The organism is Pseudomonas promysalinigenes (genome assembly GCF_014269025.2).
In the GTDB taxonomy this organism is placed as follows: Bacteria; Pseudomonadota; Gammaproteobacteria; order Pseudomonadales; family Pseudomonadaceae; genus Aquipseudomonas; species Aquipseudomonas promysalinigenes.
The window spans coordinates 3,457,259-3,478,702 of the sequence record NZ_CP077094.1 but is presented as its reverse complement, the minus strand read 5'-3'; the positions used below and the strand labels follow the sequence as shown (position 1 = coordinate 3,478,702).

The 21,444-nt window shown below is 61.7% G+C and carries 20 protein-coding genes; 17 read left to right on the top strand and 3 right to left on the bottom strand.

Going from position 1 to position 21,444, the window contains the following annotated elements:
* Nucleotides 1-7: 7 nt before the first annotated feature.
* The 17 genes from fliQ (at nt 8) to HU725_RS15820 (ending at nt 16,530) form a co-directional block, all read left to right on the top strand.
* Nucleotides 8-277: a flagellar biosynthesis protein FliQ gene (gene fliQ, locus HU725_RS15900; protein WP_186478502.1), complete on the top strand. Its 270-nt coding sequence runs from the start codon at nt 8-10 to the stop codon at nt 275-277.
* A 7-nt stretch (nt 278-284) separates the two neighbouring features.
* Nucleotides 285-1,061 (top strand): flagellar biosynthetic protein FliR, encoded by a 777-nt coding sequence (gene fliR / locus HU725_RS15895; RefSeq protein WP_186478501.1) that lies wholly within the window; start codon nt 285-287, stop codon nt 1,059-1,061.
* A gap of 2 nt (nt 1,062-1,063) precedes the next feature.
* Nucleotides 1,064-2,206 (top strand): flagellar biosynthesis protein FlhB, encoded by a 1,143-nt coding sequence (gene flhB / locus HU725_RS15890; RefSeq protein WP_186478500.1) that lies wholly within the window; start codon nt 1,064-1,066, stop codon nt 2,204-2,206.
* A gap of 140 nt (nt 2,207-2,346) precedes the next feature.
* The gene (gene flhA, locus HU725_RS15885) at nt 2,347-4,476 is read left to right on the top strand and encodes a flagellar biosynthesis protein FlhA (RefSeq protein WP_060476907.1); all 2,130 of its coding nucleotides are present in this window, start codon (nt 2,347-2,349) and stop codon (nt 4,474-4,476) included.
* Between the two features lie 11 nt (nt 4,477-4,487).
* Entirely contained in the window at nt 4,488-5,795 is a 1,308-nt protein-coding gene (flhF, locus tag HU725_RS15880) for a flagellar biosynthesis GTPase FlhF (RefSeq protein WP_060476906.1), read from the top strand.
* Between the two features lie 93 nt (nt 5,796-5,888).
* Nucleotides 5,889-6,722 (top strand): flagellar synthesis regulator FleN, encoded by an 834-nt coding sequence (fleN, locus tag HU725_RS15875; protein WP_060476905.1) that lies wholly within the window; start codon nt 5,889-5,891, stop codon nt 6,720-6,722.
* On the top strand, nt 6,719-7,459 hold the full coding sequence (gene fliA, locus HU725_RS15870; protein WP_060476904.1) for an RNA polymerase sigma factor FliA: 741 nt from the start codon (nt 6,719-6,721) through the stop codon (nt 7,457-7,459). Before fleN ends, fliA begins: the two co-directional genes overlap by 4 nt.
* 107 nt (nt 7,460-7,566) lie before the next feature.
* A complete protein-coding gene (locus HU725_RS15865) occupies nt 7,567-7,941 on the top strand; it encodes a chemotaxis response regulator CheY (protein WP_103446503.1) in 375 nt (124 codons plus the stop codon).
* A 19-nt stretch (nt 7,942-7,960) separates the two neighbouring features.
* Nucleotides 7,961-8,749, top strand: a complete 789-nt coding sequence (locus HU725_RS15860) for a protein phosphatase CheZ (protein WP_060476903.1) — start codon at nt 7,961-7,963, stop codon at nt 8,747-8,749.
* Between the two features lie 12 nt (nt 8,750-8,761).
* Nucleotides 8,762-11,017 carry a chemotaxis protein CheA gene (locus tag HU725_RS15855; protein ID WP_186478499.1) on the top strand — a complete coding sequence of 752 codons (2,256 nt, stop codon included), beginning with the start codon at nt 8,762-8,764 and terminating at the stop codon, nt 11,015-11,017.
* Between the two features lie 47 nt (nt 11,018-11,064).
* Complete coding sequence (locus HU725_RS15850; protein ID WP_186478498.1) at nt 11,065-12,183, top strand: protein-glutamate methylesterase/protein-glutamine glutaminase; 1,119 nt, start codon at nt 11,065-11,067, stop codon at nt 12,181-12,183.
* Nucleotides 12,183-12,923, top strand: coding sequence for a flagellar motor protein (locus tag HU725_RS15845; protein ID WP_060476900.1), 741 nt, complete (start codon nt 12,183-12,185; stop codon nt 12,921-12,923). The genes HU725_RS15850 and HU725_RS15845 overlap by 1 nt, the downstream gene beginning before the upstream one ends.
* 2 nt (nt 12,924-12,925) lie before the next feature.
* Nucleotides 12,926-13,783, top strand: a complete 858-nt coding sequence (gene motD / locus HU725_RS15840) for a flagellar motor protein MotD (RefSeq protein WP_060476899.1) — start codon at nt 12,926-12,928, stop codon at nt 13,781-13,783.
* 154 nt (nt 13,784-13,937) lie between these two features.
* Nucleotides 13,938-14,729 carry a ParA family protein gene (locus HU725_RS15835; protein ID WP_186478497.1) on the top strand — a complete coding sequence of 264 codons (792 nt, stop codon included), beginning with the start codon at nt 13,938-13,940 and terminating at the stop codon, nt 14,727-14,729.
* Nucleotides 14,726-15,610, top strand: a complete 885-nt coding sequence (locus tag HU725_RS15830; RefSeq protein WP_186478496.1) for a CheW domain-containing protein — start codon at nt 14,726-14,728, stop codon at nt 15,608-15,610. Before HU725_RS15835 ends, HU725_RS15830 begins: the two co-directional genes overlap by 4 nt.
* Nucleotides 15,611-15,653: 43 nt before the next feature.
* Nucleotides 15,654-16,133 (top strand): chemotaxis protein CheW, encoded by a 480-nt coding sequence (locus tag HU725_RS15825; protein WP_060476896.1) that lies wholly within the window; start codon nt 15,654-15,656, stop codon nt 16,131-16,133.
* A 1-nt stretch (nt 16,134) separates the two neighbouring features.
* Nucleotides 16,135-16,530, top strand: a complete 396-nt coding sequence (locus HU725_RS15820) for a DUF2802 domain-containing protein (RefSeq protein WP_060476895.1) — start codon at nt 16,135-16,137, stop codon at nt 16,528-16,530.
* 57 nt (nt 16,531-16,587) lie between these two features.
* Here the strand turns inward: HU725_RS15820 and HU725_RS15815 are convergent, their stop codons facing one another.
* From HU725_RS15815 to fliK, 3 genes are all read right to left on the bottom strand, one after another.
* On the bottom strand, nt 16,588-19,344 hold the full coding sequence (locus HU725_RS15815; protein ID WP_186478495.1) for a dermonecrotic toxin domain-containing protein: 2,757 nt from the start codon (nt 19,342-19,344) through the stop codon (nt 16,588-16,590).
* An 83-nt stretch (nt 19,345-19,427) separates the two neighbouring features.
* Entirely contained in the window at nt 19,428-19,763 is a 336-nt protein-coding gene (locus HU725_RS15810) for an EscU/YscU/HrcU family type III secretion system export apparatus switch protein (RefSeq protein WP_060476893.1), read from the bottom strand.
* Nucleotides 19,760-21,319 carry a flagellar hook-length control protein FliK gene (fliK, locus tag HU725_RS15805; protein ID WP_186478494.1) on the bottom strand — a complete coding sequence of 520 codons (1,560 nt, stop codon included), beginning with the start codon at nt 21,317-21,319 and terminating at the stop codon, nt 19,760-19,762. Before fliK ends, HU725_RS15810 begins: the two co-directional genes overlap by 4 nt.
* Between the last annotated feature and the right edge of the window lie 125 nt (nt 21,320-21,444).

The window sequence follows — 21,444 nt, the reverse complement described above, 5'->3', positions numbered from 1 at the left end:
GCCCCGCATGACACCTGAAGTAGCTGTCGACCTGTTTCGTGATGCGCTATGGCTGACCACTTTGATGGTCGCCGTACTGGTGGTGCCGAGCTTGCTGATCGGCTTGATCGTGGCGATGTTCCAGGCTGCCACGCAGATCAACGAACAGACCTTGAGCTTTCTGCCGCGCCTGCTGGTGATGCTGGTGACGCTGATCGTTGCAGGCCCGTGGCTGGTGCAGAAGTTCATGGAGTACATCACCGGCCTGTACACCAGCATCCCGCAGTTGATCGGTTGAGGCAGCCATGCTGGAACTGACCGATGCGCAGATTGGCACCTGGGTCGCCACCTTTCTGCTGCCGCTGTTCCGGGTGACCGCTGTGCTGATGACCATGCCGATCTTCGGCACGCGCATGCTGCCGGCACGCATCCGCCTGTACGTGGCCGTGGCCATTACCGTGGTGATCGTACCGGCACTGCCGCCGCTGCCCACGTTCGACCCATTGAGCTTGCGCGGCCTGCTGCTTTGCGGTGAGCAGATCATCGTCGGGGCACTGTTCGGCTTTTCCTTGCAGCTGCTGTTCCAGGCATTCGTGATCGCCGGGCAGATCATCGCCGTGCAGATGGGCATGGCCTTCGCCTCGATGGTCGACCCGGCCAACGGCGTGAACGTGGCAGTGGTGAGCCAGTTCATGACCATGCTGGTCAGTGTGTTGTTCCTGCTGATGAATGGGCACCTGGTGGTGTTCGAGGTGTTGACCGAGAGCTTCACGACCTTGCCGGTCGGTCAGGCGCTGTTGGTCAGTCATTTCTGGGAAATGGCAGGCCGCCTGGGGTGGGTGTTCGGGGCCGGCTTGCTGTTGATCCTGCCGGCGATCACCGCGCTCTTGGTGGTGAACATCGCTTTCGGCGTAATGACCCGTGCGGCACCTCAGCTGAACATATTTTCCATCGGTTTTCCGCTGACCCTGGTGTTGGGCATGGGTATCTTCTGGATCGGTTTGGCCGATGTGCTTTCGCACTATCAGGCCTTGGCCAGTGAAGCGTTGCAATGGCTGCGTGAGATGGCGAGGGCGCCCTGAGCATGGCTGAAAGCGAGAGCGGTCAGGACAAGACGGAAGACCCCACCGACAAACGTAAGCGCGACGCGCGCGAAAAAGGTGAGATCGCCCGTTCCAAGGAGCTCAATACCGTCGCCTCGACACTTGCCGGTGCCGGTGCGCTGCTGGCCTTCGGTGGCAACCTGGCGCAGACGTTGATGACGTTGATGCAGATGAACTTCTCCCTGAGCCGCGAGGTGCTGACCGATGAGCGCTCGATGGGCATGTTCCTGCTGGCTTCGGGAAAGATGGCGATCTGGGCAGTGCAGCCGATTCTGATGTTGCTGTTCGTGATTGCCTTCGTGTCGCCCATCGCCCTGGGCGGGTTCATTTTCTCGGGCAGTCTTTTACAGCCTAAATTCAGCCGCATGAACCCATTGTCAGGGATCAAGCGGATGTTTTCGCTGAACTCACTCACCGAACTGCTCAAGGCAATGGCCAAGTTTTTGGTCATTCTGGCGGTGGCACTGGTGGTTTTGAGCAACGACCGTCAGGCACTGCTGGCCATCGCTAACGAGCCTCTGGAGCAGGCGATCATCCATAGCGTCCAGGTGGTGGGCTGGAGCGCCTTGTGGATGGCCGCCGGCTTGCTGCTGATTGCCGCGGCAGACGTGCCATACCAGCTGTGGCAAACGCAGAAGAAGCTGAAGATGACCAAGCAAGAGGTCAAGGACGAATACAAGGACAGCGAGGGCAAGCCGGAGGTCAAGCAGCGCATCCGTCAATTGCAGCGTGAAGTGTCGCAGCGCCGCATGATGGCTGCCGTGCCCGAGGCCGACGTGATCATCACCAACCCGACCCACTACGCCGTGGCCTTGCAGTATGACCCGCAGAAGGGTGGGGTGGCGCCGTTGCTGGTGGCCAAGGGTACTGACTTCATCGCCTTGAAAATTCGTGAAATCGGCGCTGAGCACAAGATCCAGATTCTCGAATCGCCGGCCCTTGCGCGGGCCATCTACTACTCCACCGAAGTAGAGGGCGAGATTCCGGCAGGGCTGTACCTGGCGGTGGCGCAAGTGCTCGCCTATGTGTTCCAGATCCGACAGTACCGGGCAGGCAAGGGCAAGCGGCCGGAGCCGCTCAAAGAAGACCTGCCGATTCCTCAGGATTTGCGGCGTGACAGCTGACATAAGTTCGGTTACGGCAGGGGCCATGCTCTGCCCCTGAGGCTTCAAATCCCTGAAGGCCACCAAAGTTGGAAAGCTTCTTGCAAAGCCACGCCCAAGCGCTCCCTGGGCGTCAAAGTTTTGCATCAAGAGGACTCGCGGTGGATCGCACTCAGTTAATCAGCAATGCCCGCAACAACCTGGCCGGGCTCGGCCGGGGCAACCTGGGTGTGCCGTTGCTGCTGCTGGTGATGTTGGCAATGATGATGTTGCCGATACCGCCGTTCCTGCTCGACGTGTTCTTCACCTTCAACATCGCGCTGTCGATCGTGGTGTTGCTGGTCTGCGTGTACGCACTGCGCCCGCTGGATTTTGCCGCCTTCCCCACCATTCTGCTGGTCGCGACGCTATTGCGCCTGGCGTTGAACGTGGCATCCACCCGGGTGGTGATGCTCCATGGCCAGGAGGGCCATGGCGCCGCCGGTAAAGTCATCCAGGCATTCGGTGAGGTGGTCATCGGCGGCAACTATGTGGTCGGTGCCGTGGTGTTCGCCATCCTCATGATCATCAACTTCGTAGTGGTGACCAAGGGTGCCGGCCGTATTTCCGAAGTGAGCGCGCGCTTCACCCTGGACGCCATGCCCGGCAAGCAGATGGCCATCGATGCCGACCTCAACGCCGGCTTGATCGACCAGGCCCAAGCCAAGGCGCGACGCTCCGAGGTGGCTCAGGAAGCCGAGTTCTACGGTTCGATGGACGGTGCCAGCAAATTCGTGCGCGGTGACGCGATTGCCGGCTTGCTGATCCTCTTCATCAACCTGCTAGGCGGTATGCTGATCGGCATGCTGCAACACAACATGTCGTTCAGCGATGCTGGCAAGGTCTACGCCTTGCTGACCATCGGTGACGGTTTGGTGGCGCAATTGCCATCACTGCTGTTGTCCACTGCCGCTGCGATCATGGTCACCCGTGCCTCGGGCTCCGAGGACATGGGTAAGCTGATCAATCGGCAGATGTTCGATTCGCCCAAGGCGCTGGGGGTTTCCGCCGCGCTGATGATCATCATGGGCCTGGTGCCCGGCATGCCGCATATCGCCTTCCTCAGCCTCGGCCTGCTGGCCGGCGGTGGGGCATACCTGGTTTGGAAGAAGCAGCAGAAGGCCAAGCTCGAGGCGCAGAAAGAGGCCCAGCGGCAACAGGACCTGCTGCCCTCGCCGCAGCGCGCGCTGGACACCAAGGAATTGGGCTGGGACGACGTTACACCGATCGATATGATCGGCCTGGAAGTGGGCTATCGCCTGATTCCGCTGGTAGACCGCAACCAAGGTGGGCAGTTGCTGGCGCGGATCAAGGGGGTGCGCAAGAAGCTTTCCCAGGACCTGGGGTTTCTGATGCCAACCGTGCATATTCGCGACAACCTCGACCTGCAGCCCAGCGCCTACCGTTTGACGCTTATGGGCGTAATTCTGGCCGAAGCCGAAATCTACCCAGACCGCGAGCTCGCCATTAACCCAGGCCAGGTGTTCGGTAGCCTCAATGGCATCGCCGCGCGGGACCCGGCATTTGGCCTGGAGGCCGTGTGGATCGATATCGGCCAGCGTGCCCAGGCGCAATCACTGGGCTATACCGTGGTCGACGCCAGTACCGTGGTGGCAACCCACCTCAACCAGATTCTGCAGAAGCACTGCCATGAGTTGATCGGCCACGAAGAGGTCCAGCAACTGTTGCAGGTATTGTCCAAAGCATCGCCTAAACTTGCAGAGGAACTGGTGCCCGGTGTCATTTCCTTGTCGGGGCTGCTCAAGGTCCTGCAGGCGCTGTTATCCGAGCAGGTGCCGGTACGTGACATACGCAGCATTGCCGAGGCCATCGCCAACAACGCGAACAAGAGTCAAGATACCGCCGCGCTAGTTGCGGCAGTGCGCGTCGGATTGTGTCGCGCCATCGTGCAAAGCATTGTTGGCGTTGAGTCCGAGCTGCCTGTCATCACGCTTGAGCCAAGGTTGGAACAGATCTTGCTCAATAGTTTGCAAAGGGCCGGGCAAGGTCAGGAAGACGGTGTACTTCTTGAGCCAAGCATGGCCGAAAAGCTGCAGCGCTCGCTGATCGAAGCCTGCCAGCGCCAGGAGATGCAAGGCCAACCGGCCATCCTTCTGGTCGCTGGCCCGATCCGGGCAATGCTGTCGCGTTTCGGTCGCCTGGCTGTACCGAATTTGCATGTTCTGGCGTATCAGGAAATACCGGACAACAAGCAAGTTACCATCGTTGCCACAGTGGGCCCCAACGGCTGAGGTAGTGGGTTATGCAAGTCAAGCGTTTTTTCGCCGCCGATATGCGTCAGGCCATGAAGCTGGTTCGTGATGAGCTGGGCTCCGATGCCGCCATCATTGGCAACCGCCGCATCGCCGGTGGTGTCGAGCTGACCGCCGCGCTGGACTACAAGTTGTCCGCGCTGGCCCCGCGCGTGCCCAATGCGGAGCTCGAAGAGGAGCTGCGCAAGACTCAGTCGCGTATAGCCACTGCCCAGGCAGAACTGGATAACCGCGCCGAGGCCAGCGAAGGTAATCGCCAATTGTTCGCCGGCCAGTCCTTGACCGCTGCCGAGCCTTTGATCGAGCCGCACGTCGACGTGCCGCCACCAGCCCCGGCTGCGACGCAGCCGGCAGTCGACCCGCGCCTTTTCGATGCCATGCGTTCGGAGCTGTCTGGGCTGCGCGAGCTGCTGGAAGTGCAACTCGGTTCGCTGGCCTGGAACCAGCTGCAGGGCAGCAAGCCGGCCCAGGCCAACCTCTGGCGCCGCCTGCAACGCATCGGCCTGTCTGGCCCCATCGCCCGCGAGCTGCTCGAGCTGACCAATGGGATCGAAGAGCCCCGCCAGGCCTGGCGCATGCTGCTGGCGCACCTGGCGCGGATGATTGCCGTGCCGCAGGTCGAACCGATCGAGGAGGGTGGCGTCATCGCCATGGTAGGCCCGGCCGGCATGGGTAAAACCACTACCTTGGCCAAGCTGGCGGCGCGCTATGTGCTCAAGTACGGCCCGCAGAGCCTGGCGCTGGTGAGCATGGACAGTTTCCGCATCGGGGCTCAGGAACAACTTAAAACGTTGGGCCGCATCCTCAATGTGCCGGTCACCTACGTCGACCCGGGGCAGTCACTGGCCGCAGCGCTGGAGCCGCTGTTGCGCAAGCGTGTGGTGCTGATCGATACCGCCGGCCTGCAGGCCAGCGACCCGGCCCTGCGCATGCAGTTGGAAACCCTGGCTGGCCGTGGCATTGCTGCCAGGAACTACCTGGTACTGGCCACCACCAGTCAAAAGCAGGTGCTCACCGCTGCCTACCACAGCTACAAACGCTGCGGCCTGGCCGGCTGCATCCTGACCAAACTCGATGAAACGGCGAGCCTCGGCGACGTGCTGAGCCTGGCCATCAGTCATGAACTGCCCGTGGCCTACTTAACCGACGGCCCGCGTATTCCTGACGATCTGCACTTGCCGCGCCCGCACCAGTTGGTGACCCGCGCGGTCAATGTGCAGTTGCAGGACGAGCCCAGCGAGGAGGCTATGGCCGACATGTTCGCTGATCTCTACCACAATCCGCGGCGCGCGGGTTGAGGATGAAACGTATGCAAAGTACCTACATTTCGGGGGCTCAAGTGCTGCCCCGCGTGTGGCTTGGGACCAAGCGAAACAAGGTAAACAATAAACATGGGTAGCATGCATCCCGTACAGGTGATCGCCGTCACCGGTGGTAAAGGTGGCGTCGGCAAAACTAACGTTTCAGTGAACCTGTCTCTGGCGCTGGCCGAGCTCGGCCGCCGGGTGATGCTGCTGGACGCCGACCTAGGCCTTGCCAACGTCGACGTGCTGCTGGGCCTCACCCCGAAACGCACCCTGGCCGATGTCATCGAAGGGCGCTGCGAGCTGCGTGATGTGATTTTGCAGGGGCCTGGCGGTGTGCGCATCGTGCCCGCTGCCTCCGGCACCCAGAGCATGGTGCATCTGGCGCCGGCTCAGCATGCCGGGCTGATTCAGGCCTTCAGCGAGGTTGGCGACAACCTCGATGTGCTGGTGATCGACACTGCTGCAGGGATTGGTGACTCGGTAGTCAGCTTCGTCCGCGCCGCCCAGGAAGTGCTGCTGGTGGTGTGCGACGAGCCGACCTCGATCACCGACGCCTATGCACTGATCAAGCTGCTCAATCGCGACTACGGCATGAACCGCTTCCGGGTTTTGGCCAACATGGCGCAGAGCCCGCAGGAAGGGCGCAACCTGTTCGCCAAGTTGACCAAGGTCACCGACCGCTTCCTTGACGTAGCCCTACAATACGTGGGCGCCGTGCCTTACGACGAAAGCGTGCGCAAGGCGGTGCAGAAGCAACGCGCGGTTTACGAGGCCTTCCCTCGCTCCAAGTGCGCCCTGGCATTCAAAGCCATTGCGCAGAAGGTCGACAGCTGGCCGCTGCCAGCCAACCCGCGCGGGCACCTCGAGTTCTTCGTCGAGCGTTTGGTGCAGCCCACCAGTGCAGGGCCCGTGTTATGAATGCCAGCGGCTTCAAGATGTACAGCAAGGCGTCCAAGGATGCCCAGTTCGAACTGGTCGAGCGCTACGCGCCACTGGTCAAGCGCATTGCCTACCACTTGCTGGCAAGGCTGCCTGCCAGCGTCCAGGTCGAGGACCTGATCCAGGCCGGCATGATCGGGCTGCTGGAAGTGGCGAACAAGTACGACGCCAGCAAGGGGGCGAGCTTCGAAACCTACGCGGGTATTCGCATCCGCGGGGCGATGCTCGATGAGGTCCGCAAGGGCGATTGGGCACCCCGTTCGGTGCACCGTAATACGCGCATGGTCAGTGATGCGATGCGTGCCGTGGAAGCAAGAACTGGCCGTGACGCTAAAGATCATGAAGTTGCTGCCGAACTCCAATTGAGTCTCGATGATTACTACGGGATTTTGAACGATACCTTGGGAAGCCGGCTGTTCAGCTTCGACGACCTGTTGCAGGACGGCGAGCATGAAGGGCTGCACGAGGACGGCGCCAGTGGCCAGATCGAGCCGTCGCGCGACCTTGAAGACGAGCGCTTCCAGGCTGCCTTGACCGATGCGATCGCCAACCTGCCGGAGCGTGAGCGGCTGGTGTTGGCGCTGTACTACGACGAAGAGCTGAACCTTAAGGAAATTGGCGAGGTACTGGGGGTCAGCGAGTCGCGTGTCAGCCAGTTGCACAGCCAATGCGCCGCGCGCCTGCGCAGCCGCCTGGGGGAATGGCGGGCGCGTTGAGCCAAGGTATCGTTGCAGTCGTTTCCACGTTGTACCGAATTAGATGAATACGCGTGCTCGGGGCCGAGCGCGTTTGAGACTGCTTGGAGGTCTACTTGAACAAAGACATGAAAATCCTCATCGTTGACGACTTCTCGACGATGCGGCGGATCATTAAGAACCTGTTGCGTGATCTGGGCTTCACCAACACCGATGAAGCCGATGACGGCACCACCGCGCTGCCGATGCTCGAAAGCGGCCATTACGACTTTCTGGTGACGGACTGGAACATGCCAGGTATGTCCGGCATCGACCTGCTGCGCAAAGTCCGGGCCCATGACCGCCTGAAAACCATGCCGGTGCTGATGGTGACCGCTGAAGCCAAGCGCGACCAGATCATCGAAGCGGCGCAGGCCGGCGTAAATGGTTACGTGGTCAAGCCGTTCACCGCCCAGGTGCTCAAAGAAAAGATCGAGAAGATCTTCGAACGCGTCAACGGCTGAGACACCTCAGGGGGGCGCCATGGAATCAAAACAGTCGTCTTTGGGGGAGTTCGAATCGACCCTGAAGAAGCATGCCCAGGAATTGGTCGAGAGCCTGGAACGGGGCCGTTTCGGCGAGGCGGTGCAGCTGATCCATCAGCTCAACCAGACCCGCGATCGTGGCCTTTATCAGGAGGTCGGCAAGCTCACGCGTGAACTGCACAGCGCGATCGTCAGCTTCCAGATCGACCCGCGCATGCCGCAAGCCGAAGAAGTTTCGCAGATTACCGATGCCACCGAGCGCCTGTCCTATGTCGTCAAGCTGACCGAGGGCGCGGCCAACCGCACCATGGACCTGGTGGAGGAGAGCACCCCGGTGCTCAACGACCTGGCCAGCGAGGCTCAGAGCCTGAGCCTGGATTGGCAGCGCTTCATGCGCCGCGAAGTCGCCGCGCCTGAGTTCCGAGAGCTGGTCAAACGCGTCGACAGTTTCCTGACGCATAGCACCGAGGGTAACCGCAAAGTCGCAGGCCACCTGAACGACATTCTGCTGGCCCAGGACTATCAGGACCTGACCGGCCAGGTGATCAAGCGGGTGACGGCGCTGGTGACCGAAGTGGAAAGCAACCTGCTCAAGCTCGTGCTGATGGCCAGTCAGGTCGACCGGTTTGCTGGTATCGAACATGACCACCAGCAGCTTCGTGCTGAAAAAGATCAAGAAAAACATCCAACTCGGGGTGAAGGTCCGCAGATTCATGCCGATAAGCGTGAAGACGTGGTGTCCGGTCAGGACGACGTCGACGATTTGCTGTCCAGCCTGGGTTTTTAAGGAGCACGTTTAATGAGCTTCGGCGCCGATGAAGAAATCCTTCAGGATTTCCTGGTAGAAGCCGGCGAAATTCTTGAGCAACTGTCCGAGCAACTGGTCGAGCTGGAAAGCCGGCCTGACGATGCTGACCTGCTCAATGCAATTTTTCGCGGTTTCCACACTGTAAAAGGGGGCGCCGGCTTCCTTCAGCTGAACGAGCTGGTGGAGTGCTGCCATATCGCGGAGAACGTGTTCGATATCCTGCGCAAGGGTGAGCGCCGGGTCGACGCGGAACTGATGGATGTGGTGCTCGAAGCACTGGATACGGTCAACAGCATGTTCGGCCAAGTGCGTGAGCGCACCGAGGTGACACCGGCCACACCCGAACTGTTGGCAGCCTTGTCGCGCCTGGCCGAACCTGCCAGCGCCGATGCCCCTGCCAGCGCCGATGCCCCTGCCAGCGCCGATGCCCCTGCCGCGCCGGTGCCACAAGCAGCGCCCGAGCCCGAGCCTGCGGCCAGCGAAGCGGACATCACCGACACCGAGTTCGAACAGCTGCTCGACTCGCTCGACGCGGTGAAAGCCGAAGCTGCCGCCTTCGACGCACAGATGCAGGGCGAGACCTTGAGCAACTCGGGTGACGACATCACCGATGCCGAGTTCGAATCGCTGCTTGACCAGTTGCATGGTAAGGGCCAGTTCTCGCCAGAAGTTACCGCTACGCAATCGGTAGTCGTCGCCACGCAACCTGCGAGCGATGAGATCACCGACGAAGAATTCGAATCGTTGCTGGACCAGCTGCATGGCAAGGGCACCTTCCAGGCCGATGCCTTGCCAGCCGCCAGCGCTGGGGCACAGACCGCCAGTGCCGCCGCCGCTGGCGATGAGATCACCGAGCATGAGTTCGAAGCCCTGCTCGACCAACTGCACGGCAAGGGTAAGTTCACCGGCGAAACGGCTGCTGCCCAGGCACCTGCTGCGGTGGCTGCACCGGTTGCGCCCAAGGCGGCCAGCAAGCCGGTCGCCAAGCCTGCCCCAGCTGCGCCTGCCGAGGCCAAGCCTGCAGCTGCCGCGCCAGCTCGCTCCCCGGCACCGGTTGCAGATAAGCCTGCCAGCGAGGCGGAAACCACCGTGCGCGTCGATACCGCGCGCCTGGACGAAATCATGAACATGGTCGGCGAACTGGTGCTGGTGCGTAACCGCCTGGTGCGCCTGGGCCTGAACAGCGGCGACGAGGCCATGTCCAAGGCCGTGTCCAACCTCGATGTGGTCACTGCCGATTTGCAGACTGCGGTGATGAAGACCCGCATGCAGCCGATCAAGAAGGTCTTCGGCCGCTTCCCGCGCCTGGTCCGTGACTTGGCGCGGCAGCTTAAGAAAGAAATCAACCTTGAGCTGGTCGGCGAAGAAACCGACCTGGACAAAAACCTTGTCGAGGCCCTGGCCGACCCGCTGGTGCACTTGGTGCGCAACGCCGTCGACCATGGCGTCGAGATGCCGGACGAGAGGGAAGCTGCCGGCAAACCGCGTACCGGCCATGTGGTGTTGTCGGCCGAGCAGGAAGGTGACCACATCCTGTTGTCGATTTCCGACGACGGCAAGGGCATGGACCCGAATATCCTGCGCGCCAAGGCCGTGGAAAAAGGCCTGATGGACAAGGACGCGGCCGATCGCCTGAGCGAGTCGGACTGCTACAACCTGATCTTCGCCCCAGGCTTCTCGACCAAGACCGAGATTTCCGACGTGTCCGGCCGTGGCGTGGGCATGGACGTGGTGAAGACCAAGATCTCCCAGCTCAATGGCTCGATCAACATCTACTCGGCCAAGGGCCAGGGTTCGAAGATCGTCATCAAGGTGCCGTTGACCCTGGCGATCATGCCGACCTTGATGGTGATGCTGGGCAATCAGGCGTTCGCCTTCCCCCTGGTCAACGTCAACGAAATCTTCCACCTCGACCTTTCGCGCACCAACGTGGTGGACGGCCAGGAAGTGGTGATCGTGCGCGACAAGGCGCTGCCGCTGTTCTACCTCAAGCGCTGGCTGGTCCAAGGGCAGGTGCACGAGGAGCAGCACGAAGGCCATGTGGTGATTCTGTCGGTCGGTACCCAGCGCATCGGCTTTGTGGTCGACCAGCTGGTGGGCCAGGAAGAAGTGGTGATCAAGCCCCTGGGCAAGATGCTGCAGGGCACCCCGGGCATGTCTGGCGCCACCATCACTGGCGACGGCCGCATCGCGCTGATTCTTGACGTGCCGAGCATGCTCAAGCGTTACGCGGCACGGCGTATCTGATTTTCGGCGGAGCACCCTGGCCGGGTGCCCCGCCTAATGGAGTGTTTATGGCAGTCAAGGTCCTGGTGGTGGATGATTCCGGTTTCTTCCGCCGCCGCGTTTCGGAAATCCTCTCGGCGGACCCGACGATCCAGGTGGTCGGCACTGCGACCAACGGCAAAGAAGCGATCGACCAGGCACTGGCGCTCAAACCCGATGTCATCACCATGGACTACGAAATGCCCATGATGGATGGCATCACCGCCGTGCGGCATATCATGCAGCGCTGCCCCACGCCGGTGTTGATGTTTTCTTCGCTGACTCACGAAGGCGCGCGCGTCACCCTCGACGCGCTGGATGCCGGTGCGGTGGATTACCTGCCGAAGAACTTCGAAGACATCTCGCGCAATCCAGAGAAGGTCAAGCAGATGCTGTGCGAAAAGGTGCATACCATTTCGCGCAGCAACCGCCGTTTTGGCAGCTACGCAAGCCAAGCCCCAGCGGTCGCCGTGACATCTGCCAGTGCTCCGGCGCCGGCCAGCGTAGCGCCAGTGCGCAGCGCCATACCCGCCCGTGCCCCGGCACCAGCTCCTGCTGCGGCGCATACCCCAGCGCCCAAGCGCAAGCCTTACAAACTGGTGGCGATCGGTACCTCCACCGGTGGCCCGGTGGCGCTGCAGCGCGTGCTGACTCAGTTGCCTGCTAACTTCCCGGCGCCCATCGTGCTGATCCAGCACATGCCTGCAGCGTTCACCAAGGCCTTCGCCGAACGCCTGGACAAGCTGTGCAAGATCAGTGTCAAGGAAGCTGAGGATGGCGACATGCTGCGCCCTGGGCTGGCGCTGCTGGCCCCAGGTGGCAAACAGATGATGATCGATGGCCGTGGCGCGGTGAAGATCTTGCCTGGCGACGAACGCCTGAACTACAAGCCGTGTGTGGATATCACCTTCGGCTCGGCGGCCAAGTCCTATGGCGACAAGGTGTTGTCGGTGGTGCTTACCGGCATGGGTGCCGATGGCCGTGAGGGTGCCCGCCTGCTAAAGCAGGGCGGCAGCACCGTATGGGCTCAGGATGAGGCCAGCTGTGTGATCTACGGTATGCCCATGGCGATCGTCAAAGCCAACCTCGCCGATGCCGTGTACAGCCTGGACGAGATCGGCAAACACCTGGTCGAGGCGTGCGTCTGATGGACGTGCTGAGCCTGATTGGGCTGATTCTGGCCTTCGTCGCCATCGTCGGCGGCAACTTCCTCGAAGGCGGCCATGTCGGTGCCTTGCTCAATGGCCCGGCCGGGCTGATCGTACTTGGCGGTACACTGGCGGCGGCTTTGTTGCAGTCACCGCTGCCGGCGTTCAAGCGAGCGCTGCAGATATTGCGCTGGATTTTTTTTCCGCCGCGGGTCGACCTGGCTAGCGGCATCGACCGCGTGGTCAACTGGAGCCTGACGGCGCGCAAGGAAGGCCTGCTCGGCCTGGAAGGCGTGGCCGATGCCGAACCGGACCCCTATGCCCGCAAGGGCTTGCAACTGCTAGTCGATGGCGCCGAGCCTGAATCGATCCGTAGCATCCTTGAAGTCGACTTTCTGACTCAGGAGAGCCGCGATATACAGGCCGCCAAGGTGTTCGAGAGCATGGGCGGTTACGCGCCGACCATCGGCATCATCGGGGCGGTGATGGGCCTGATTCACGTGATGGGCAACCTGGCCGATCCTTCACAGCTGGGCAATGGTATCGCCGTGGCGTTCGTCGCGACCATTTACGGGGTGGCCAGTGCCAACCTGATCTTGCTGCCGATCGCCAACAAGCTCAAAGCCATCGTTTTGCGCCAGTCGCGTTATCGCGAAATGCTGCTCGAAGGCTTGCTGTCGATAGCCGAGGGTGAGAACCCGCGCTCGATCGAGCTGAAGCTGCAAGGCTTCATGGAGTAGCCATGCGCCGTCGCCGTCATACCGAGGAACATGAAAACCACGAACGCTGGCTGGTGTCGTATGCCGACTTCATCACCTTGCTGTTCGCCTTCTTCGTGGTCATGTACTCGATTTCCTCGATCAACGAAGGTAAGTACAAGGTCATATCCCAAGCGCTGCTTGGGGTGTTCAACGACCCCGAGCGAAGCATGAAGCCGATCCCGATCGGTGATGAGCAGCCGCTGAGCGTGAAACCGGCACAGCCATTGATCAAGGACAGCGAGCAGACCGATGCCGGGTTGGCGCAGACCAGCGTCGACCCGCTTAAGGCGATCAGCGAGGATGTGCGCGATGCCTTTGGCGACCTGATCAAGTCCGACCAGATGACCGTGCGTGGCAACGAGTTGTGGGTGGAGATCGAACTCAACTCCTCATTGCTGTTCGGCAGCGGCGATGCGATGCCCAGCGACCAGGCGTTCGACATCATCGAGAAGGTCGGCAACATCCTCAAACCGTTCGCCAACCCGGTGCATGTCGAGGGCTTTACCGACAACCTGCCGATCCGCACGGCGCAGTACCCGACCAACTGGGAGCTGTCAGCGGCGAGGGCGGCGAGTATCGTGCGGTTGTTGGCCATGCAGGGGGTCAACCCCGCGCGCATGGCCTCGGTGGGGTACGGCGAATACCAGCCGGTAGCCAGCAACGACACTGCTGAGGGGCGAGCGCGTAACCGCCGCGTGGTCCTGGTGATCTCCCGCAACCTTGAAGTGCGCCGCAGCCTGACCGGCTCGGGCACTGCCAATGCCACCCCGGATGCAGCGCTTCGCCGTGCTGGCACACAAAGTGCACCGCCAGCCCCAGCCGCGACGACGCGCCCGTGAGCCGTCAAATCTCTGTCATAGCAAACCAATTGGGGGCAGTTGTCTTGTTAGATTCATCGAAGCCTGCGCGATCATTGCGCGAGCGGGTTCATCGAGACGTCGAGCCGGTGCTTTCACAGGGGCCCTGCAACGCCTTTCAGACAAGAGTGGTGCCATGAGAGTCTGGGCAGTAGCCAATCAAAAAGGTGGCGTGGGCAAGACCACGACGACCATCGCCCTGGCCGGCCTGCTGGCCGAGGCCGGCAAGCGCGTGGTCGTCGTCGATCTCGACCCGCATGGCTCGATGACCAGCTATTTCGGGCACAACCCGGACGCGCTGGAGCACAGCTGTTTCGACCTGTTCCAGCACAAAGGCAGCGTTCCTGAAGGCCTGCCGGGGCAGTTGCTGTTGTCGACCAGCGATGAACGTATTTCGTTGTTGCCCTCTAGCACCGCGCTGGCTGTGCTGGAGCGCCAGTCGCCGGGGCAGAGTGGCCTGGGCCTGGTGATCGCCAAGAGTCTGGCGCAGTTGTGGCAGGATTTCGACTTCGCGTTGATCGACAGCCCGCCCTTGCTTGGCGTGTTGATGGTCAATGCCTTGGCGGCCAGCCAGCAGTTGGTGATTCCGGTGCAAACCGAGTTTCTCGCGGTCAAGGGCTTGGAGCGCATGATCGGCACCTTGGCCATGGTCAACCGCTCGCGCAAACAAGCGTTGCCCTACCAGATCGTGCCGACCCTGTTTGATCGCCGTACCCAGGCCTCGCTGGGCACGTTGAAGGTGCTTCGCGATACCTATGAGCAGCAAGTCTGGCAGGGTTACATCCCGGTCGACACGCGTCTGCGCGATGCCAGCCGCAATGGCGTCACGCCTTCGCAGTTCGACAACAAGAGCCGTGGTGTGATTGCCTACCGAGCACTGCTCAAGCATATGCTCACCTACAAGCCGGCCGCGCAGGTGGTTTCATGACTCTACTGGTTGGCACCAAGCCGCAAATGGCCCTGCAGTCCTACCTTGATGGGCTGTTGCAGGAGGCCACCGAGGCAGAGCAAGGCCTCGAACTGCCAGCGCTGGCCGAAGCGAGCCGCGCCGATGACGAATTTGCCGCAGCGGTGCGTGAAGAGCAGGCACGTGATGCCCGCCAGGCACCGCAGCTGGCGCCGCCTTTCGCCGAGCCCCAGCTAAGGGTGCTGCCCGCTGTGCTGCCGGTGCAAGAGCCGGTGGTGACAGTGGTCGAGGCCGACGTGCTGGCCGAGGCGAGCATTCCTGTGCTGACTGAAGTGCCTGAGCCTGCGCCGGTTGCGCCGCTGGTGGATGTGCACCTGCCGGCCGCGACCATGAACGACGCACCGGTCCCGCCGGCCAGCGTCGATGGGCGCCCGGCCTGGGCCGCAGAGCCGTTCGAATGCCTGCTGTTCGACGTGGCCGGGCTCACCCTGGCGGTGCCGCTTGTGTGTCTGGGCTCGATCTACAGCCTGCAGGGTCAGGAGCTGACGCCGCTGTTCGGCCAGCCGGACTGGTTCCTCGGTATCCTCACCTGCCAGGCAGGCAACCTCAAGGTGCTGGACACTGCACGCTGGGTGATGCCCGACCGCTACCGCGAGGATTTCCGCCAGGGCCTCAATTATGTGATTTCCGTACAAGGCTACGAGTGGGGCCTGGCTGTGCATCAGGTCAGCCGTTCGCTGCGCCTGGACCCCGCCGAGATCAAGTGGCGCAGCCAGCGTGGCCAGCGGCCCTGGTTGGCCGGTACGGTCATCGAACACATGTGTGCACTGCTTGACGTCGCAGAACTGGCCGAGTTGATCGCCAGCGGCGCGGTCAAGCAACTGCACGCCACACAGAAATAACTGCGAACACAACCGCCAACGGCGGATTAAGAGGGCTAGGGCAATGAAAAAGTCGTCTGGGCAAGGTTCTGAAGATCCGATCCTGCAATGGGTAACCTTCCGTTTGGACAATGAGTCCTACGGCATCAATGTGATGCAGGTGCAGGAAGTGTTGCGCTACACCGAAATCGCACCGGTGCCAGGCGCGCCGAGTTATGTGCTGGGCATCATCAACCTGCGCGGCAACGTGGTGACGGTGATCGACACCCGCCAGCGTTTCGGCCTGATGCCTTCGGATGTCACTGACAATACGCGCATCGTCATCATCGAGGCCGACAAGCAAGTGGTGGGCATCCTCGTCGACAGCGTCGCTGAAGTGGTGTACCTGCGTCAGTCGGAAATCGAGACGGCGCCGAACGTGGGTAACGAGGAGTCGGCCAAGTTCATTCAAGGTGTGTGCAACAAGAATGGCGAACTGCTGATTCTGGTTGAGCTGGACAAGATGATGACCGAAGAAGAGTGGTCCGAGCTGGAGAACATCTGAGTTGATCTTCGAGGTAGCGGTGATCTTCCTGGCGCTGCTGTGGGCCCTGAGCCTGTGGTTCTTCCTCAACTACAGCAAACGCCAGCGTGAGCTGGCAGCGCAACAGGCCGTGGGCGACGCGCTACGTGACCAGCGCATCAAGGACCTGGCCAAACGCCTGGACGACTACCAGAACGGTACTGTGCGGATGGGGGAGGCCATCCATGAACTGCGTGCGACCGTGGCGCCACTGCCGGAAAAACTTCAGCAGCTGGAGCAGCGCGACCCCAGCAGCGCCACCTTTACCCAAGCCGCAAGGTTGGTGGGTATGGGCGCCAGCGTGGCAGAGCTCACCGAAACTTGCGGTTTGACCCAAGCTGAGGCTGAGCTGATGAGCAAATTGCATCGTGCCGATTGAGGCCGTACAAGGCGGCGTCATGCCGCCTTGTCATTGCTCGCCGAGAGCGTCACGGCCTCAAGGCTTGGCCCACGAGTGGTTGCTGCCGATTTTGGCGATACCGTTCAGTGGCAAGTAGCGCTCCATGGCCGCTTTGTAGGCGGCGCGGTCGATGAATTGCTCAGCATTGATCGTCGATAGCGAGTCGAGGTTGGTGATTTGCCTGATCGTTTTGAGGTCAGGCAGCAGGCGGTCGGTCATGTCAGTGAGTAAAGTTGGCCCGGTCAGCCTGCTGAGGGTATTGGCGTAGCGTGCGAAACCCACCGGGTCGAGCATGGGGTCCGGCTTGCTGTTGTAGAAGTCAGGGTTGGCCTGGAACCGCGCATGCATTTCTTCGCTGATCGCCAGCAATGTCGGGTTATTGGCATGGCTGCCGATCAGGCTAGTGTTGTAGATACAGTGGATGTTCATCCGCTCGTTGGCGATCGGAGGGTAGAGCAACAGTCCATCGGGTGTGCTTTGCAGGGAGGTGGCGTCTAGGGCCTTGGCCGGTGGCCCATAGTTACGGCCGTTGATGGTCACTGCATGCTCACCCTCGGCCAGCAGCCGGTCGTCGATGTCCATGTACAGGCCCCCCTCATGGTTGAGCAAAGGGAAACGCAACACGTCCGCTGCGCTGGAGAAGTTGCGCCCGATGCCTCCATTGCCATCGATCGCGGCCCGATACTGAGGATAGTTCGCACTTTCCCTGAACTGGGCATAGAACGGCTGCTCTTCCAGCGTCAGCACCCTGACATTGGGGGCGTGCTGGGCCAGGCGTTGCAGGTTGCGCGCATAAGCAACGGGTGACTCGTTGGAGAGGTACAGGCGCAGGCTGAAACGTGAACCGGCCACCGTCTGGCTATTTTTGGCGAGGTTGGCGAGCAGGTTGTCGGGTATCGCTCGGTCGCCCACCCAGATGCTGAGGATCTGCTCAGGGATTGTGCTGCTCGCTTGCAGCGGGAATTCTGGCACCGTTACCGGCAGTGGCAGATCCACACCCAGGGCGCGCAGGCTGGCCGTGCGCATTTGATCGGTTACCGCCCTGCCTTCGGGGACTCGCACCAGGTTTCTGCTGCCCACTTGGCCACGATACAGTGTCGGGTTTACCGCATTGCGGTCGCCGCGCTGTATGAACGCATCGGCCTGGACGTCATAAAGCATATCGGCCGTATAACCTGCGATCACTCCAGTCAGGGTGTCGGGTTCGCCGTTGAATCGCGTGAGGCGGATGATCGCGTCACGAGTGGCTTGGTCAGCACCTTCGAGCGGCGCGACGGGGTCTGGGAGTTGGAAATATTCCAGGGCCTGGTCGGCGGGCAAGACAGGTGGGTCCATCGGACTCAAGGGATAGCCTAGTTGGCCATTGACCTCGCGCGGGGCAAGAAACCCCTCGGACTTGAACCGATACAGCGCCGGAGCCTTGGCCGCCCCGGCGATCAACAGCGGCAGGGCGTTGAGTACCCCGAACGAGGCTTCGCCGGCCCCAGCCGCCTGCTGGTCGACCCCCTTGGCATTGATGGCCGCGTCCAGCCCTAGGCCGAACTGAGCAATGCCGCCCACAGCGAACAGCGGCGCCAGCTCCGGCAGCACGATCGCCAGCGGCCCAAGCAGGCTGAGGGCCGAGTTGAAGTAACCGCGCCAACGCCCTTTGCTGACCTCGCTGTCGTCGGTGATCAGCGTGTCGGCATCCTGATAGCTGCGCGCCCGCTGGCGGTCAGTCAGGGCCTGGAACAGATCGCCGGTGATGGCCGGGCTGTACTTGTCGGCTCGGTAGTTGACATAGGTGCGGGGCGACCAGACGCCGTTGGTAGTGAAACCAGGGCGGTTGGGGGACAGCCGGTAAACGGCCGGGTAAACGGCAAGGCCTTCCAGTGCCGTGTGCAGGCCGCTGAAGTCCAGGCCGTCAGGCCTATCGGCGAGGGCAAAGTGCTCGGCCAGGGCGGTACGTTTGACGGGGTCTTTGCATTGCTCGGCCACCCAGTCCTTAAGGCCAGCAGGGCCGGCGACAGTGTGAAAGGGCGAGTCATTGCCTGGCACATACAGCAGAGCGTTGAGCATCTTCTTGTCGTACATGAACACCAAGTCGGTTGCACTGTAGCCATAGACGTTCAGCACGCGCATACCGAAATTGGCAGACCTGGGGAGTAGGCCTGCGGCCTGCCAGGCTAGCTGACGCCCGGTGTCGTCCAGGCTGCCTTCGCTTACCTGCTTGTTGCAGGCGGCGATGAAGGCCATCTTGGCCAAGGTCTGGTGGCTGTGGCGCGCCTCGGTCCAGTAGCGATCGAGCATGCTTTTGTAGGCGCTGTGAAAGTCCATGTTCCAGATGAACCGCTGCAGATCCTCGGCCGGAAGGCCCAGCAGGGTTTGTGGGCCATATACCTGTGGCACGGTGCGCCGGAAGACACCATTGAACACTTGGTAATTGGCACCGGCGGCGTTCCATGCCGGCGGGCGCAAGGCATCGACCACAGTGATAAGCCCTGGCAGATGCCCGGCCCACGGTTCACCAAACAGACCACCGATCAGGTTGTTGTTCGACTCGCCCTGCCAATTGGAGAGCATCGCTTGGGTCAGCGTGCTTTTGGCCGTGATCACACCGTCGATATGTACTCGATCGGCGCTGGGCTGGTAGTGAAAGGTGACCACGTCGGTTTGATCGGGGTCAAGCGCTACGCCGCGGTTGCTTGCCCACTGTTTGAGCGCGTCGTGGGCAGCGCGGTCAGGCCGTGGGAAGAGGCTCAGGTGCTGGCGAGCGAACTGGATGCCAGCGTCATTGATGAAGGCGTTGGTCATGGCTGTGGCCTTTGCTTGCGTAAGGAGCCGCAAAGGTGCCTAGCTCGGCCTTGCACGGGGTACTAAACATGTACCGGCTGCACTCAGCGTGGATGCGGCAAGCCGTTCAAGGCCGGGGTGATGTCGCGCTCTTCGGGAGGGCAGTCGACGAAGTCCACCGGGACCCTGCCGCGTAGTTGCCAGGCGAAAGCAATGATCTCGGCGATGGTCAGGTACAGTGCTTCAGGAATCTGCTCACCCAGTTCCAGGCGTGCCAAAAGGCGCACCAGGTCCGCATTCTCGTAGATCGGCACTTCGTGTTCGCGGGCCAGTGCCAGAATGGCTTCGGCCAGTTCGTCGTCGCCTTTGGCGCTGAGGGTGGGTGCCTGTTGGCCATCATAGCTAAGGGCAATGGCCTGGCGCGGTTGCTTGCTGCTCATGCGGTTTCGTCCACCCAACGTTGCTCCACCCGCGTGCGCGGGCCCTGTGGTGGGATGCCGGTATGGCACGCTAGCTCGCCAACGTCCAGGCCGCGTGCCAGCAGGCGGGCGCGTAGGTCGCCAAGCTGGTGGTCGATCAGTTGGGCAGTTTGCTCACGCTCGGCCCAAAGCTGGCCTGATAACCGGCCCTGACTCAGTTGTGCCTGCACCTGTAACGGCCCCAGCGGTGCCAGGTCGAATGCCAGGTCGATGCGCCAGAGTGCTTGCAACGGATCATTCTGCTCGCGTTGCTGGCGCTCGGCTTGTTGATCCGGGGTTTCTTCGCGCTGCAACTTTACCTGCAAGGGCACGAACTCCTGGCCGTGGCGGATGGGCACTTCGGTTTGCCATGTGCTTTGCAAGTTGCCGTTATCCAGGGTGCCCGATTGCTGCAGGCTGCTCAGGGCGTGGCTTTGCAGGCGCGAGATGGCAGCGGCGGCCAAGCGCAGCAGTTGTTGCAAGTCGCCTTCGTCCTCCATTGCCTGCAACAGCCGCGACGGTAGCGGAAAGGCGCCGGGCGGTGTTCTGGGGCTTACTCTATCGAGCATGCCCAACGCGCTGCGGGCCATGGCTGGCAGGGCCTGGGCCAGCGGGCTTGCTGCTGTTAGCGGGGTGCCCGGTGCGTTGACCGAAGCCTGCGCCACCAGCCGCAACAACTGGGCTTTTAAGTCAGTGGCGACGTTGGCACCCAGGCCGCCGAGCAGCTTGGCTTCGAGGAAGGCACCGCTGTTGTTCAGGGCCTGGGCCAGCGTTTTGCCGTCAGCCAGCTGGCGGGCATCTGGCAGGCTGGCCAACACGCTGCTGGCAGTGCTGCGCAGCTCACCATCGCTGCCCTGGCTGTCGGCAATTTGCTGCAGGGCAGCGAGCAGGCCGGGCAGGGAGGCCTGGCGGCCTTGTTGCGCCGGCAACTGCTGGGCGATGCTCAATTGATCCTGGCGACCGCTGAGCGGCACGAAGCGCAGCGACTGGTCGCCCTGCACCAAAGCGCTGAGCAGACTGCCGATCGGCAAGGGTCGCGGGCTGTCGATGGTGAGGGTGGCGCCAGCCTGGGCGGTGTTGAGCAAGCTGACCAACGAACGAAAGCTGGCCGCTTCGCCAACTGCCTGGGGCAATGCTTGGTTGGTCAGCACCTTGCCCTGCAGCAACGTGCCAATCGGCACCTTGCTGGTATCGAGCTGGGTGAGGGTGGCGACGTTGCTGGCATTGGCCTGTTGCACCATGATCGCCAGGCGGTTGCTTTCAGGCTGGCTGACGGTCAATTGGCTGCCTTGTGCGAGGGGCTGGCTGGCAGTGGCCTGCAGTTGGGTCTGGCTGCCGTTGGCCTGAATCACTTGCAACACCAACTGAAAGCTCGTGCCGCTCTGACGCATCGTTAGCACTTGGGCCTGAGCCGTCTCGCCCGGCTTGAGCAGGCCAGGTTGCGCCTGGGTCAGCTTGAGCAGTTCACCGGTCAGTTGGGCCTTGATCGCTTGTGAATTGATGGCGGTTTGTGCGCCGAGACTATTGATTTCAGTCATGATTGTATACAACCTGTGGGGCCCGCCCTCTTGGCAGCGTGGCAGCACATGCAATAATGCCTGCCGCCTGTCACTGCCAGTATAACGGCAGCAACGTTGGCGACTTGAGACGCATATAGATAAGG